13 protein-coding genes and 1 tRNA gene are annotated in these 14,199 nt (G+C 69.7%); 2 read left to right on the forward strand and 12 right to left on the reverse strand.

Annotated elements, in window-relative coordinates:
- Nucleotides 1–72 precede the first annotated feature (72 nt).
- The 6 genes from K0817_RS17495 to K0817_RS17520 are packed head-to-tail and all read right to left on the reverse strand — an operon-like array spanning nt 73 to nt 7,207.
- On the reverse strand, nt 73–1,809 hold the full coding sequence (locus K0817_RS17495) for a serine/threonine-protein kinase (protein ID WP_219982959.1): 1,737 nt from the start codon (nt 1,807–1,809) through the stop codon (nt 73–75).
- The gene (locus K0817_RS17500; RefSeq protein ID WP_219982960.1) at nt 1,806–3,269 is read right to left on the reverse strand and encodes a penicillin-binding protein 2; all 1,464 of its coding nucleotides are present in this window, start codon (nt 3,267–3,269) and stop codon (nt 1,806–1,808) included. The genes K0817_RS17495 and K0817_RS17500 overlap by 4 nt, the downstream gene beginning before the upstream one ends.
- 1 nt (nt 3,270) lies before the next feature.
- A complete protein-coding gene (locus K0817_RS17505) occupies nt 3,271–4,668 on the reverse strand; it encodes an FtsW/RodA/SpoVE family cell cycle protein (RefSeq protein WP_219982961.1) in 1,398 nt (465 codons plus the stop codon).
- Entirely contained in the window at nt 4,665–5,903 is a 1,239-nt protein-coding gene (locus K0817_RS17510) for a PP2C family serine/threonine-protein phosphatase (RefSeq protein WP_219982962.1), read from the reverse strand. The genes K0817_RS17505 and K0817_RS17510 overlap by 4 nt, the downstream gene beginning before the upstream one ends.
- Before the next feature lie 18 nt (nt 5,904–5,921).
- Complete coding sequence (locus K0817_RS17515; RefSeq protein ID WP_219982963.1) at nt 5,922–6,467, reverse strand: FHA domain-containing protein; 546 nt, start codon at nt 6,465–6,467, stop codon at nt 5,922–5,924.
- Nucleotides 6,464–7,207, reverse strand: a complete 744-nt coding sequence (locus tag K0817_RS17520) for a DUF3662 and FHA domain-containing protein (RefSeq protein WP_219982964.1) — start codon at nt 7,205–7,207, stop codon at nt 6,464–6,466. Before K0817_RS17520 ends, K0817_RS17515 begins: the two co-directional genes overlap by 4 nt.
- A gap of 179 nt (nt 7,208–7,386) precedes the next feature.
- On the opposite strand from K0817_RS17520, the gene K0817_RS17525 reads away from it, so the two are divergent.
- Nucleotides 7,387–7,470 (forward strand) — tRNA-Leu (locus K0817_RS17525).
- A gap of 118 nt (nt 7,471–7,588) precedes the next feature.
- Here the strand turns inward: K0817_RS17525 and K0817_RS17530 are convergent.
- Both K0817_RS17530 and K0817_RS17535 read right to left on the reverse strand, forming a co-directional pair.
- Nucleotides 7,589–8,080, reverse strand: coding sequence for a GNAT family N-acetyltransferase (locus K0817_RS17530; RefSeq protein WP_219982965.1), 492 nt, complete (start codon nt 8,078–8,080; stop codon nt 7,589–7,591).
- 43 nt (nt 8,081–8,123) lie between these two features.
- On the reverse strand, nt 8,124–8,762 hold the full coding sequence (locus tag K0817_RS17535; protein WP_219982966.1) for a GntR family transcriptional regulator: 639 nt from the start codon (nt 8,760–8,762) through the stop codon (nt 8,124–8,126).
- Nucleotides 8,763–9,067: 305 nt separating this feature from the next.
- Here K0817_RS17535 and K0817_RS17540 point away from each other — a divergent pair, with 305 nt between their 5' ends.
- Complete coding sequence (locus K0817_RS17540; RefSeq protein WP_168913342.1) at nt 9,068–9,274, forward strand: cold-shock protein; 207 nt, start codon at nt 9,068–9,070, stop codon at nt 9,272–9,274.
- Nucleotides 9,275–9,353: 79 nt separating this feature from the next.
- Here K0817_RS17540 and K0817_RS17545 read toward each other — a convergent pair whose 3' ends face one another.
- The 4 genes from K0817_RS17545 to nucS are packed head-to-tail and all read right to left on the reverse strand — an operon-like array spanning nt 9,354 to nt 14,139.
- Complete coding sequence (locus K0817_RS17545; RefSeq protein ID WP_219982967.1) at nt 9,354–11,429, reverse strand: bifunctional lysylphosphatidylglycerol flippase/synthetase MprF; 2,076 nt, start codon at nt 11,427–11,429, stop codon at nt 9,354–9,356.
- A 21-nt stretch (nt 11,430–11,450) separates the two neighbouring features.
- Nucleotides 11,451–12,701 (reverse strand): hypothetical protein, encoded by a 1,251-nt coding sequence (locus K0817_RS17550; RefSeq protein WP_219982968.1) that lies wholly within the window; start codon nt 12,699–12,701, stop codon nt 11,451–11,453.
- A complete protein-coding gene (locus tag K0817_RS17555; protein WP_219982969.1) occupies nt 12,694–13,401 on the reverse strand; it encodes an HAD hydrolase-like protein in 708 nt (235 codons plus the stop codon). Before K0817_RS17555 ends, K0817_RS17550 begins: the two co-directional genes overlap by 8 nt.
- Before the next feature lie 42 nt (nt 13,402–13,443).
- A complete protein-coding gene (nucS, locus tag K0817_RS17560) occupies nt 13,444–14,139 on the reverse strand; it encodes an endonuclease NucS (protein ID WP_219982970.1) in 696 nt (231 codons plus the stop codon).
- Nucleotides 14,140–14,199 lie beyond the last annotated feature (60 nt).

Consider the following 14,199-nt stretch of genomic DNA (forward strand, 5'->3'; position numbering starts at 1 on the left):
CCCCTGCGTGGAACACCAGCCAGACTATCCGAGCGCGAGCGGGCCGCACGTCAGCGCGGCCCGCTCGGACGCTCAACCCTCGTCGTCGGCCTCGTCGGTCGGCCCGGGCGTAGGAGCAGCCTCGATCGGAGCGCTGGCCTCACCCGACGCGGGACTTGTTCGTTCCCCGGCGGAGCCGCCAGTGCAGGTCACGGTGTAGCTCACGAGCAGCGGCTGGCCCGCCGCACCCGTGACCTGAACGTTGCCGGTGCGCTCGCCGGGACCGAACGACGCGGTGGACTGTCCCGTCGAGGCGAACACGCCGTTCGTCGCCGTGAAGGTGTATGCACTGACGCTGCCGGTACCGGCGGGGCAGCTGTACTGACCCCATGAGACCTGTGCCGTCGCGCCGGGCGCGACAGAAGCCGGAAGCGTGGGTGTCGCGGGCGGATCCAGGGGAACCTGGCCGCCGTAGAAGGTGAGGGTGACGATTGTCGCGACGGGGACGTTGCCGGTCGGGTTGACGTCGTAGATCAGCCCTTCGCTCCCGGCATCCGGCGCGGCGTTGCCCTGTACGCAGTTCGCGGCCAGGCCGAGCTCGTCCAGGGCGGCGGACGCCGCGTCGCACGTCTGGCCTTCGAAGTCGCCCGGCACGACGTTCACGGTGGTGGGCTCCGGCGCCGGCGTGTTGGACGGCGTGCGGCTGGCCGTCGCGCTGCTCGACGGCGTCGACGGCCCGGGCTCGGGGTTGCCCTGATTGGACATGACGGCCCAGATCGTCCCCGCGAGCACCAGCAGCAGCAGCGCGATGAGGGCGATCAACGGCCAGGTCCACGGGCTGCGCTTCTTCTTCTCGGCAGGCGGCTCGTCCTCGGCACCGGGCTCGCCGGGTGCCGGCATGATGCGCGTGGCCGCGCCGGTCTCGCCTCCGGCGGTCAGCAGCTGCGTCGCCGCGTCTGCTGCGACGACACCGCCGGCGACGGCGGGCACGGCGGCCACGGCGGCAGCGACATCACCGCGGCGCAGCGCCGTGGCGGCTCGCGCGACGGCGGCGGCCGAGGCGGGACGATCCTCGGGCTTCTTGGCGATCATCGCCATCACGAGGTTCTGCACCGGCGCGGCCACCGTGGCCGAGAGCGGCGGCGGCTGCTCGTTGATCTGCGCCATCGCGATCGCGACCTGCGACTCGCCCGTGAAGGGACGCTTGCCGGCGAGGCTCTCGTACGCGACGATGCCCAGCGAGTAGATGTCGGTCGCGGGCGACGCCGGGTGCCCCGATGCCTGCTCGGGCGACAGGTACTGCACCGTGCCCATCACCTGGCCGGTCGCCGTCAGCGGCACCTGGTCGGCGATACGGGCGATGCCGAAGTCGGTGATCTTGACGCGGCCGTCCGGCGTGATCAGCAGGTTGCCGGGCTTGATGTCGCGGTGCACCAGGCCCGCGGCGTGCGCGGCCTGCAGCGCGAGCGAGGTCTGCGCGACGATGTCGAGCGTCTTGTCGGTCGACAGCGAGCCGTCGCGCTCGAGGATCGTCGACAGAGCCTCGCCGGGAACGAGCTCCATGACGAGGAAGGCGCTGCCGTTCTCCTCGCCGTAGTCGAACACGCTGGCGATGCCCTCGTGGTTGACGAGGGCGGCGTGGCGGGCCTCGGCGCGGAAGCGCTCGAGGAAGCCCGGGTCGCCCATGTACTCGTCTTTGAGGATCTTGATGGCGACAGTGCGCCCGATGACGTGGTCGGTCGCCTCCCATACTTCGCCCATGCCGCCGATCGCTATGCGCGAATCGAGTTCGTAACGGCCGCCGAAGGTCACGCCTTGCGTCGGTCTCATCTGCCCAGCACCGCCTCCATGACCTTTTTCGCGATGGGTGCGGCGATGGTGTTGCCGCTGCCCGACTGTCCTTGACCGCCACCGTCTTCGACGACGACGGCCACGGCGACCTGCGGGCTTTCCGCTGGCGCAAACCCGGTGAACCACAACGTGTAGGGATCACCGGAGCCGTTCTCCGAGGTACCGGTCTTCCCGGCCACGTCGACCCCGTCTATTCTTGCACCCGACGCCGCACCATCACTGACATTGGCGACCATCATCGACACGAGCTCGTTCGCGAGGTCTTCGTCCAGCGCCCGCCCGAACTCGGTGTCGTCGAACGTCTGCTCCACCGACAGGTCGGGACCGATGACGCGGTCGACCATGCGCGGGTTCATCACGACGCCGCCATTGGCAATGCCGGCCGACACCATCGCCATCTGCAGCGGCGTCGCAGTGACCTGGCCCTGACCGAACCCGCTGAGGGCGGTCTGCGCATCGTCCATGATGGTGCGCGGATAGCTCGACGCGGTCGAGGTCAGCGGCAGCTCGAACGACCGGTCGAAGCCGTACTTCTCGGCTTCCTCGCGGATCGCCTGGTCACCGAGCTCGACGGCCAGCTCCGCGAACGGGATGTTGCAGCTCAGCCGCAGCGCGTCGGCGATCGTGACGGTCTCGCCCGGTCCGCAGGTGCCGCCGCTGGCGTTGTACACCAGGCTGCTCGACTGCGGCAGCTGGTACGAGGCGGGATTGGGCAGAGTCGACTCGGGTGTGTAGTCCCCCGAGGCGAGCGCCGCCGAGGCAACCACGAGCTTGAACGTGGACCCGGGCGGGTTCAGGTCGCCGGCGATCGCCCGGTTCGACAGCGGTTTACCCGGGTCGGCGACCAGTGCGTCGTACGCGGCGTTGACCTCAGAGGGGATGTGGGCCGCGAGCACGTTCGTGTCGTAGCTCGGGCTGGTCACCATGGCCAGTACGCGCCCTGTGGACGGCTCGATCGCGAGGATGCCGCCCTCGAGGTCGCCGAGTGCCTCGTACGCCGCGCGCTGAACCTCGGCATCCAGCGACAGCACGACGTTCGACCCGCGGGGCGGCTGGCCGGTGAAGATCCGCTCCACGCGATTGAGGAACTGCGAGCCGGCGGTGCCGCTGAGTGCGCCGTTCATCGCCCGCTCGATGCCGGGCGATGTCGACCCCAGGGCGGGGTTGATGTAGCCGGTGACCGGCGCCCACATCGCGGCATCCGTGTACACACGCTGCCAGCTGTAGACGTCGTCGGAACGCACCGACGAGGCGATGGCCGAGCCGCTGGCGATGATCGAGCCCCGCTGCACCTCGTAGGAGTCGTACAGGGTGCGCTTGTTGGCGGGGTTCGCGCCGAGCGTGTCGGCCTGCAGGATCTGGATCCAGCTCGTGGAGGCGAACAGAGCGAGGAACATGATCAGCATCAGGATGCTGAGACGGCGCAGTTCTTTGGTCATGTCAGCCGATCACCACCCGAGGACGACTGCGGACGGCATCCGAGATGCGCAGCAGCAGGGCGACGATGATCCAGTTCGCCACGAGCGACGAGCCGCCGGCGGCCAGGAATGGCGTGGTGAGTCCGGTGAGCGGGATGATGCGCGTGACCCCGCCGACCATGATGAACACCTGCAGCGCGATCGTGAACGACAGGCCGGTCGCGAGCAGTTTGCCGAAGTCGTCCTGACCGGCGAGACCGATGCGGATGCCGCGGCTCGTGAACACCATGTACAGCGCCAGGATCGCGAACACGCCCACGAGGCCCAGCTCTTCGCCGAGGGCCGGCAGGATGTAGTCGCTCTCGGAGACCGGAGTGATGTAGGGACGCCCCTGGCCGAGGCCTGTGCCGATGAGGCCGCCGTGCGCCATGCCGAACAGGCCGTTGACGAGCTGATAGCTCTCGTTGTCCATCCGCTCGGGGTGGAAGGCGTCGAGCCAGTTGGTGAACCGCGCGCCGACGTACGGCAGGACCCGCGACGCGAGGAACGCGCCCGTCACCGCCAGGACGACGCCGATGAGCACCCAGCTGGTCTTGCCGGTGGCGACGTACAGCATCGCGACGAACATGCCGAAGATCATCACGCCGGTGCCGAGATCGCGCTGCATCACGATGATGCCGAGCGAGATGAGCCAGATCACCAGCAGCGGCCCGAGCTCTCGCCCGCGCGGCCACGTCATCCCGAGGAAGCGCGTGCCCGTCGAGGTCAGGCTCTCTCGGGTGCGCACGAGGTAGCCGGCGAAGAAGATCGTGAGAGCGATCTTGGCCAGCTCGCCCGGCTGGAACGTGAAGAATCCGAGGTCGACCCACACGTCGGCGTTGCCACCGGCGCTGAGCCCCGGAATGATCGGCAGGATCAGCAGCACGATGCCGACGAAGCCGAAGATGTACGTGTAGCGGAAGAGCACGCGGTAGTTCTTCAGGAGCAGCACCACCGCGATCGCGGCGACGAGCGCGATCGCCGCCCACGCCAGCTGCCTCGTGGAGTACGCCTCCCAGCCGTGCCGGTCGGCGGCGATGTCGAGCCGGTAGATCATCGCCAGGCCCAGACCCGTCAGCAGCGTGGCGATCGGCACCACGAAGGGATCGGCATCCCGCGCGCGAAGGCGCAGCAGAATGTGCAGGGCGAACACGAGCGCTGTGAGCCCGCCGCAGTAGACCAGGAAGGTCCAGTCGATCGCGCCGAGGGCTCCGAGCTGGACGAGTGCGATCGCCATGCCGTTGATCGCGAACGCGAACACGAGCAAGCCCAGTTCGCGGTTGCGCTGGGTCTGCGGTACGCGGATGCGGCGGAGCGCGCGGATGACGGCGGTGTCGGTGGCCACGGGTGCGGTCGCCTGGCCGGTCGTTCCGCTGCTCATCGGCCTCCCTCCGCCGTTTCGCTGATGCTCGCGACGATACGCCGCGCGTCTGAGAGGGAGCTCGCCGAGATGGTCTGCTCCACCGTCGCCCGTGCGAAGTCCGACAGCGAGTCCAGCGGGATCTGCGTGTCTTCGTACGGCGTCGAAAGCGTGATGGGCCCGATGTTCTGCTGAACCCCCTGGTAGATCACGACGGTGTCTTCGTCGCCTCCCACGAAGAACCGGGTCTGGGTCCACTGGTAGCCGATCCACATCGCGCCGGCGAAGAGCGCGAGCACGAGCACGAGCCCGGTGATCCAGCCGGCCCGGCGTCGGCGCACGCGTCGGCGGTCCTCCTCGATGAGCTCCTCGAGGAACTCCGCCGCCGGCTCGAAGTGCGTCGGCTCGTTCGCCGCCTGCCGGTTGGGATGCAGCCAGCTCGTGCGACCGGTGCGCGCCGCGGGCACCTCGACGCCGACCGGGTTGGACGCGGACCCGACGACGGTGGGCGTGCCCGAGAAGACCGGATGCTGACCGCCGACGTCGACGAGCACGATCGTGACGTTGTCGGGGGCGCCGCCGTCGAGGGCCTGCTTCAGCAGGTGGTCGGACGTGCGGCCGGGGGCGAGGCCCATGTCGAGCGCCTTGGCGATGTGGGCGTCGTCGACAACGCCCGACAGGCCGTCCGAGCACAGCAGCCAGCGGTCGCCGGGCTGGGTCGGCATGATGAACGAGTCGAGCTCGGGATCGGCATCCATGTCGCCGAGCACGCGCATGAGCACCGAGCGTCGCGGGTGGTAGCGGGCCTCTTCTGGCGTGATGCGACCCGAGTCGACGAGGCGCTGCACGAACGTGTGATCCGTCGTGATCTGAGTGAGGGCGCCGTCGCGGTAGAGATAGATGCGCGAGTCGCCGATGTGCGCGATGACGGCGTACTCGTCGACCATGAGCAGGGCGCTCACGGTGGTGCCCATGCCGGCGAGCTCCGGTCGCACGTGCACGGTGTCGATCAGCTCGACGGCGGTGTCGGAGATCGCGTCGCGCAGGGCCTTCTCGGCTGCGGGGGTGGACTCGTACGGGCGGTCGAGGCGTTCCAGGCGGGCGATGGCGAGGCTCGAGGCGACGTCGCCACCGGCGTGACCACCCATCCCGTCGGCGACGACGAACAGGTTCGAGCCGGCGAACCCCGAGTCCTGGTTGTTGGAGCGCACCTTGCCGGTGTGCGAGATGGCGGCGCTCGAGCCCTGGAAGACCATGTGACGAGGGTCCGCCCGCTACTTCCGCAGCTCGAAGGTCGTCGCGCCGACCTTGATCGGAGCGCCCACCTTGACCGGGATCGGCGAGGTGACGCGGGCGCCGTCATGCCACGTGCCGTTGGTGGAGTCGAGGTCCTGGATCATCCACTGGTCGCCCCACAGCACCAGGCGCGCGTGGTGGCTCGAGGTGTAGTCGTCGCGGATCACGAGGCCCGACTCGCTCGAGCGGCCGATGGTGAGGGGCTCGTCGCCGAGGGGCAGTTCGAGCCCGGCCTTCGGGCCGCTGGTGATGACGATGCGCGAGACGGCGTCGGTGGTGGCCGGACCCCCGGCGTCGGCGGCGCGGGCCGCCGACGGGGCCGCGGCGACAGCAGCGGTCGGTGCGCTGCCGGTCGCGCCGGCGGGAGCGCCTGCCGGGGCCGGAGCGGCAGCCGCGGGCTCCGGCATCCGTCTCACCTTCACACCGAACAGGTCGGCGCGCAGCGAGTAGACGACCGCGAAGACGAAGGCCCACAGCAGCACCAGGAATCCGATGCGCAGCAGCAGGAGGGTCAGTTCGCTCATGCCAGCGGACCTCCCTCGCGCAGGTCGAACATGCGCGTCGCCTCGTCGGCAGGCATCGGCGGCTTGGGCGGCGCGGCCTGTGCGACCACGCGAAAGACGATGTCGGTGCGTCCGATGCGGATGGTGGAGTCGGGCGGCAGTGCGGCCTCGGTGACCTTGCGGTCGCCGAGCATCGTCCCGTTGGTGGAGTTCATGTCGCGGACCATGGCACGCTCACCGTCCCACAGGATCTCGACGTGCTTGCGGCTGGTGCCCGTGTCGGAGACGGTGATGTCGGCGTCGCTGCCCCGACCGATGACGGTGCGGGATTTCGTCAGCGGGATGCGGCGACCTTCGACGTCGACGACCCCGCGCCACGAGACGCGGCCGCCCTGGGCGGTCGACGACTCGACGCGGAGGGTGCCGGTCGACACGTCCTCGTCGCGACTCACCGAGATCGAGACCGGACCGGCGAACGAGTACCCCTGTGCTTTGGCGTGCTTGTGGACCAGGGTGTCGAGCTCGTGGACGAGGGCGTCGCCGAGAGCCGACATGCGATCGTCGTCGGCGGGCGACAGCCGAACCGTGAACGTATTGGGCGCGAGGATGCGGTCCCGACTGACGACCGCGGCCTTCTTGTCGAGCTCACTGCGGAGCGCGGAAGCGATCTCCACAGGCTGGATGCCGCTGCGGAAGGTCTTGGCGAACGCGCTGTTCACAGCGCGCTCGAGACCTTTCTCGAAGCTGTCAAGTAGTCCCACTGGGCTCCTCGGACGGGGGGTGCCGGTTGGTACATGCTAATTGCACAGTCTGTACCCGGCATGAACCTCTCGTCAGTCGGGCGGGTCTGCGTCGGTCGCGACGCTCGAGTTCGGGCCGCGCGGGACGCGTGATATCCTCGGGAAGTTGAGTTTCGCGGGGTCTTCGGATGCCGTGACTCGCGCGAGTGGCGGAATTGGTAGACGCGCTGGCTTCAGGTGCCAGTGCCCGAAAGGGCGTGGGGGTTCAAGTCCCCCCTCGCGCACCGTAAGGCTCACGAGGTCCCGTTAGGGGCCTCGTGAGCCTTTCTTGTGTGCGAGGGGAGACCGCGGACGCCCTTGGGGGGTGGGCTCCCGGGACGGGGCCCTTCTGTCGTCTCCGGGTCAATACCCGTCCAGGGTCGGGGTCAGCGTGTAGACGACCTCTTCCGTCTGCCGGCCGAGGCCAGGAGCGAAGTCGACGTTGCGCGAGACCTCGGTGAAGCCGTTGCGCTCCAGCACGGCGCGCGAGCCGGTGTTGTGCGCGGCGACGCGCGCGAACAGCGGACGGGCCGCCTCCCTCGAGATCAGCAGCCGCAGCGCCTCGGTGGCGACGCCGCGCCCCCACGCGTGCCGCGCGATCCAGAAGCTGACCTCGCGGTCGCCGTCCACCGTGAACGCCGCCGCGGTGCCGGCGAAACCCCCGTTCTCCGTCACGACGAGGCTCAGCACATCGGCCGATGCCCGTTGGCGGGCGATCCACGCGTCGAAGGCGTCACGGTCGTCGGGATCCTGCGCGGTGAACGCTGCCATCTGGATCGCCTCGCGATCGCGCATCATCTCGAAGATGGCGTCGAGGTCATCGTCGTCGAGCGGCCGCAACTCGATGTGGTTCACGAGCACAACGCTAACCATGCGGGGCGTGCACGAGAAGCGCGGATCAGGGGAATCCGTGGATGCCGCGCAGTTCCGCCTCGGCCTGGGCGCCATCTCGCCGAGCGAATGCCTCGCGGAACCGCTCGTAGGCTGCGGTGCGCCCGATCGGGCACTCCAGGAACGGCTGCCACGACGCGAGGTTGCGGCGGATCGCGATCTCGTACTCGCGGATGAACTGGATCAGCGCCTGGTTGTCGGTCGCGCGTGTCACTTCGCGGAAGAAGATGTGGCTGGTTCGGGCCAGCGCTCCCGGGTCGTCGGCGCGAGAGGCATCGAGGACTTCCTCCAGACGTTCGAGCGCGTGCGCCAGGGTCTCGTCGGAGCAGCGCGCCGTGGCCATGCGCACCGCGATGCCCATGTTGTAGGCGACCAGTTCGAAAGTGTCGGCCTCCACTTTGTCGTTCGGCTGCGACACCCGCGTGTACCGATTGGGCGACACCTCGACCAGGCCGACCCGCTCCAGCCGCTGGAGTGCTTCGCGCACCGGCGTGCGTGAGACTCCCAGCCAGTCGGCGAGTTCGTGGTCGCGCAACCGTTGCCCGGGTGGCAGGCGGCCGTCCAGGATGGCCTCGCCCAGGCGGGCGTAGACCTCATCGCCGAGGACGGCGCCACGCGGGACCAGCGGGGCGAGGGGCGTAGTCATGGGTGCGACCAGTGTACGCCGGAGGATTCACCTGCATAGACCGGGTTTTCCACCCTCGCCCCGCCGCCGATATATCGGTACGATTGTGGTGTCCACGCTACGGCGTGGCCTATCCGGGGGGATCCGTCGACGCCCGGGCTTCGAGTATCACTCAGCCCGGGCGTGCGATGGGATCCGTGCGTCGTGCGAGTTGCAACATTTGTGTCACTGATCAGCATTCGCTCTCGCAGACGGCTGCCGCGCTTCACTACGTTGGAGGCAATCGCCGCAACTGGCGGCGGGATTTCCGCAAAGAACGGCGAGTAATGAGTACGCAAGGCACCGTCAAGTGGTTCAACTCCGAGAAGGGATTCGGCTTCATCGCTCCCGATGACGGCGGCGCGGACGTGTTCGCGCACTACAGCGCCATCGAGTCGACCGGATACCGCTCCCTTGAAGAGAACCAGCGCGTCGAGTTCGACGTCGCACAGGGTCCCAAGGGCCTCCAGGCCGAGAACATCCGCCCGCTCTGAGCTGAGCGGGCTGACCGCTTCGTGCGGTCGCTTCGCCGCGGCATCCGTTCCCTGCTGTCGAGAGGGCGGATGCCGCGGCTCACTCGCGTTCGCCGCGTACGAGGTCGAGGCCGGCCCCGGCGAACTGGCGCAGTGTCGCGTCGGGCAGGAACGCCCGCGTGAGTGCGCCGCCGATGCGGGTGAGGTCGCTCTCGTCGCGATAGAGAAGGAAGAGCGTCTCGTACCTCGGGTGGAACTTCTGCTTGAACCGGTGCAGCGACTGGAAGCCGTAGACCGGCTCGAGCGCGGTGGCGAGCTTGTCGCTGAGGGTGGCGATGAGGCCGGCATCCGCCGGGTATTCGTGGGCCAGGGGTGCGCCCGACAGTGACATGACCTGGGCGCCCTCTTCGGAGAAGAGCTTTGCCGACGAGCCGATCAGAAACTCCATGACGGGTCCGAAACCGCCCTCGCGGCGGCGCATGAGGTCGAGCGTCCAGCCGCGCACCGTGCCGTCGCCGGCGTAGACGGGCAGCCACGAGAGGAACCCGTCGACGTCGCCTTCCGGTGAGATGGCCAGGGCCAGGCGCACCTCCGGGTCTTCCGCCTCGACCAGGGTGCCGAGCGTGAAGCCCATCTCGGGCAGGCCCTTGTCGCCCACCCACATCTCGGAGATGGCGCGCAACTGCTGCTGCACTCCCCACGGCTCGTCGGCGAGCCGCGTCATCCGGAACGTCATCTCCTCGCGTCCGGCCCGGTTGAGTGAGGAGCGGACGGAGTTCCACTGCTTGCCCGTGAACTGCAGTCCGGGCAGGTCGACGATGGTGTCATCGGCGACCACGAGGCTGCGCCACGTGGCGGGCACCGCGGCACGGGTGGCCTCGTCGGCGCTGAAGAAGCACGGCACGAGGCCGGCGTGCTCGGCCATGCGGATGAACTCGTCGACGGATGCCGCGCGCGATGCCGGCGGGCCGAGCGGGTCGGCGAGGGCCAGCGCAACCCCCGCGCGCCGCTGGTAGGCGACGATTCCCGCGGTGGTGCGGGCGTAGCTGTTGCCGTCCCACGTGGTCATCCACGACAGGGTGCCGCCGCCCTCGGCGCGCAGCAGCTCTTTGACGTCGTCGACGGTGGGAGTCGGGGCTTCTCCGATGGTCGACTTGCGCTTGGCCCGGAAGGCGCCCCGCACCCAGATCAGGTAGATCAGCATCAGCAGCCACAGCACGCCGCTGGCCAGTGCCAGCTCGGTCTCGCCGTCGATGGTCGCCTCCAGCTGCGCCTCGCTGGTGATGATGATCACCACGAGCACAAGCGCAGCGGTGGCGATGTTGATCGCGGCGAGGATGACGCCCAGCACCCAGGACCACCGGCGGCCCCGGCGCAGGCCGTTGGCGATCAGCAGGATGACGATCGCGTCGATCGCGAAGTCGATGAATCCGCCGGACGCCGGCTGGGTCGCGCCGAAGGGTCCGTTGGTGGGTACGAGGATCGTGACGACCTGGATCACTCCGAGCACGATCACCGATACGAACGCGATCAGGCGCTGCTCGCGCACGGTCGTGCGCTGGATGCGCAGCGACCGGTCGACGAAGAGCACCAGCAGGACGGCCAGCAGGTGCTCGAGGTCGGCGAGCGAGCCCCAGAACAGCATCGCGACGAAGACGAACGCCAGCAGCACCAGCCACGCCCGCGTCCGCCACGGCGCGATGAACAGTCCGACGGCGGCGGCGATGCAGGCCATCGTGCCGCCCGACGCGCCGACGTCCAGCGCGGCGGCCTGCGTCTGCGCCCACTCCCACGGCAGCTGCGACGCCAGCAGCAGCACCAGCGCGGTGGCGAGGATCGCGAAGAGCTGCCCGATCCAGTAATAGGCGAGGGCCACGAGTGAGCCGCGCCGGTACTCGAGGTAGCCCATGCCCCAGAAGCCGGTGATCGTGAAGACGTACACCCACGGCTGGTTGACGAAGAAGGTCCCGGTGACCGGCGTCCACCAGCGTCCCTCCCCCAGGGAGGGAAGGCCGTACGCGACGACGTCGTACAGGGCGGAGTCCTCGAACGGACGCCACAGTCCCTGCCAGGCGACGCCGGCTGCGAGGATGAGCATCACCATGACGAGCGTTGCGGGGATGCGTCGCACGACGGCGACTGCGGGATTCGGCGTCCGTGTGGGGTCGTCGCTCATGCGTTCACCCTAGCGACGGGCTCAGAGCGGCGTGGCGAGCGCCGCGGCGTCTTCGGCATCGCGCATGGCGCGTCGCGCGGCGTCCAGCGCGGCCACCGGATCCTCGGCCTGGCGGGCCTGCGCGAGTTCGCGCTGCGCCGACAGCAGCCGCGATCGAGCGTCCGCTCCGGCGCGGGCATGCGCGACGGATGCCTCGGCCTGCGCGATCGCGCCGCGTGCGGCGGCGAGGGTTCCGGGCAACGCCGTGCGAGCACCGCGCAGGCGCTGCTGCGCGGTGCGGGCGTCGCCGAGAGCGAGGTCGAGGCGGCTGCGCAGGCGCGCGATCGCGTCGACCGCGCGGGTGGGCCGGCGTGTGGCATCCGTCTCGATCTTCGTCAGTTCGCCTTCGATGGCCCGCAGCTCCACGCCGAGGCGCTCGGCGTCGTCGGCCTCGAGGTGCGCGCGCGTGACGGACGCCTGTCGCAGCGCGGCGCGGGCGGCCGCGATCTCGTCGGGCACGGCCTGTGCTGCTTGGAAGATCAGCCGGTGGGTCTCTTCGAGGATGCGCGCGTCGGTCTCGGCCTGTCGCAGCGACCGCTCGGCCGCGGCGAGGTCGGGAAGAGCGCTCAGCGACGGATCGGCCGCTCGTGCCGTCGCGGAGTCGATCAGACGCCCGGCCTCGGCGACCTCGGTCCGCGCGGCGTGCGCCGCCCGCGCGGCTTCCCGCCACTCGGTCTCGTCGAAGCGGGCCGACAGTTCGGCGACGAGTGCGCCGGGATCACCCATCGACGCGCGCAGTTGTGCCAGCCGCGCGGCGGCCGACTCGACCTGGGCTGCGGCCGACACGTTGGCGCGCACCCAAGCGCCGTGCTCGGCGCGTGCCGAGGCGATGCGAGCCAGCGCCTCGGTCGCGGTGCGTTCGATGCGCTGCGCCACGCGGCGCACCTCGTCGGGCAGCATCCCCGTGCCGCTGATCGCCCGGTACTCCTCGAACGCGGCGTCACGCGCGTGCTGTGCGGTGAGGCGCGCTCGCCGCAGCGAGGCCGGAGCGCCGCCCCCGTACATCGCTCCCGACAGGCCCACCTCGAGGTCGAGCTCGCCGACGGCGTCATCCAGCCGTACCAGCGCCGCTCCCGCCTTCAGCCGCAGCTGCTCGGCGGCGGTCCGTGCGCGCGGCGATCGTCGCGCACGCCGCAGCGCCCACATGAGCACCGCGATGGCCAGCGCCACGACGACCACCGCGACCAGGGGTGGCACCAGCCATCCCAGGATCGAGGCCGCGAGCTCAGGCATCCGTCCCCTCCGCCGGTCCGGGGGCCACCCCGTCGAACAGCAGCAGTGAGCGCAGCTGGGCGGCATCGTCGACGACGGCCTGGGCGCCCTCGGACTCGTGGGGCCAGCTGAAACCCCACCGCACGAAGATCACCGGCACGCCTTGGGCCGCGCCGCCCTCGACGTCATGGTGGCGGTCGCCCACGAGCACGGGTCGGCTGGTGTCGACGCCGGCGGCGTGCAGTCGGCGCAACGCTTCGGCCACGATGTCGGACTTGGCTGCCAGGGTGCGCTCGTCGGCCGTGGCGCCGACGATCGCGGTGAGCGAGGTCGACAGGTCGAAGTAGTCCATGAGAGCCACGACCTGCACCTCGGGCTTCGAGCTGGCGGTCGCCTGAGGGATGCCGGCGGCCGCGACATCCCGGATCAGCTCGCCCATGCCGGGAAACAGCTTGGCGCCGGCCTCATACCCCTCGGATTTGTTGAGTCCTCGGTAGAACGCGACCGCCTCAGAGGCTCGTTCCGGAGTCATGCCGACGTTCACCTGGAACGACTCGTACATCGGCGGTCCGATCCAGTGCACGAGCTCCGCCCGCGTCGGCGCAGGCTTGCCGAAATGCTCGAGCGCGATGGTCAGCCGTCGCAGGATGCCTTCCGACGCGTCGACGATGGTGCCGTCGACGTCCCACAGCACACAGGTCCAGGGGGATCGGCTCGGCATGCCCCCAGCCTATTCGGCGTCGGGGTCCTGACCATCAGTGCGTCAGAACAGGCGCGGGGCGCCGGATTCGACGCCCTTCATGCCCTCGTAGTCGAGGGTGACGCACCGGATGCCGCGGTCCGAGGCGAGCACCTTGGCCTGGGGCTTGATCTCCTGGGCCGCGAAGACGCCGGTCACCGGCGCGAGGTGCGGGTCGCGGCCGAGCAGCTCGAGGTAGCGGGTGAGCTGCTCGACGCCGTCGATGTCACCGCGCCGCTTGACCTCGACGGCGATCGTGCCGCCTGCGGGGTCGCGCAGGAGCAGGTCGACGGGGCCGATCGCGGTCGGATACTCGCGGCGCACGAGCGTCAGCCCGTCGCCGAGGACGTCGACCTGCTCGGCGAGCAGTCGCTGCAGGTCTGCTTCGACGCCGTCCTTCTGCAGGCCGGGATCGAGCCCCAGCTCGTGCGACGAGTCGTGCAGCACCTCATAGATGCGAACGAGCAGAGCATCGCCTGACTTCGCGTGCGTGACCCGCCAGTGCTCGAGCACTCCCGCGGCCGCGGACTCGGCATCCGGGATCTCGACGTCCAGCCGGCACGGCGGGCTCATCCAGTTGAGCGGCTTGTACGAGCCGCCGTCGGAGTGCACCAGCAGGCTGCCGTCGCCCTTGTGCACCAGCAGCCGGGTCGCCAAGGGCAGGTGGGCGTTGAGCCGGCCGGTGTAGTCCACCGAGCAGCGGGCGATGACGAGACGCACCCGACGAGCCTACGGCGTGCGGAGGACGATGGATGCTGATGACCCGGGCGGCTACTCTGT

It is taken from the genome of Microbacterium sp. HD4P20 (genome assembly GCF_019449275.2).
In the GTDB taxonomy this organism is placed as follows: domain Bacteria; phylum Actinomycetota; class Actinomycetes; order Actinomycetales; family Microbacteriaceae; genus Microbacterium.

What these genes read in the sequence shown, in the direction of transcription:
- K0817_RS17535 (WP_219982966.1), bottom strand. Translation starts at nt 8,762, where the DNA reads ATGACTACGCCCCTCGCCCCGCTGGTCCCGCGTGGCGCCGTCCTCGGC.
- K0817_RS17500 (WP_219982960.1), bottom strand. Translation starts at nt 3,269, where the DNA reads ATGACCAAAGAACTGCGCCGTCTCAGCATCCTGATGCTGATCATGTTC.
- K0817_RS17550 (WP_219982968.1), bottom strand. Translation starts at nt 12,701, where the DNA reads ATGCCTGAGCTCGCGGCCTCGATCCTGGGATGGCTGGTGCCACCCCTG.
- K0817_RS17515 (WP_219982963.1), bottom strand. Translation starts at nt 6,467, where the DNA reads ATGAGCGAACTGACCCTCCTGCTGCTGCGCATCGGATTCCTGGTGCTG.
- K0817_RS17505 (WP_219982961.1), bottom strand. Translation starts at nt 4,668, where the DNA reads ATGAGCAGCGGAACGACCGGCCAGGCGACCGCACCCGTGGCCACCGAC.
- K0817_RS17540 (WP_168913342.1), top strand. Translation starts at nt 9,068, where the DNA reads ATGAGTACGCAAGGCACCGTCAAGTGGTTCAACTCCGAGAAGGGATTC.
- K0817_RS17555 (WP_219982969.1), bottom strand. Translation starts at nt 13,401, where the DNA reads ATGCCGAGCCGATCCCCCTGGACCTGTGTGCTGTGGGACGTCGACGGC.
- K0817_RS17510 (WP_219982962.1), bottom strand. Translation starts at nt 5,903, where the DNA reads ATGGTCTTCCAGGGCTCGAGCGCCGCCATCTCGCACACCGGCAAGGTG.
- K0817_RS17495 (WP_219982959.1), bottom strand. Translation starts at nt 1,809, where the DNA reads ATGAGACCGACGCAAGGCGTGACCTTCGGCGGCCGTTACGAACTCGAT.
- K0817_RS17545 (WP_219982967.1), bottom strand. Translation starts at nt 11,429, where the DNA reads ATGAGCGACGACCCCACACGGACGCCGAATCCCGCAGTCGCCGTCGTG.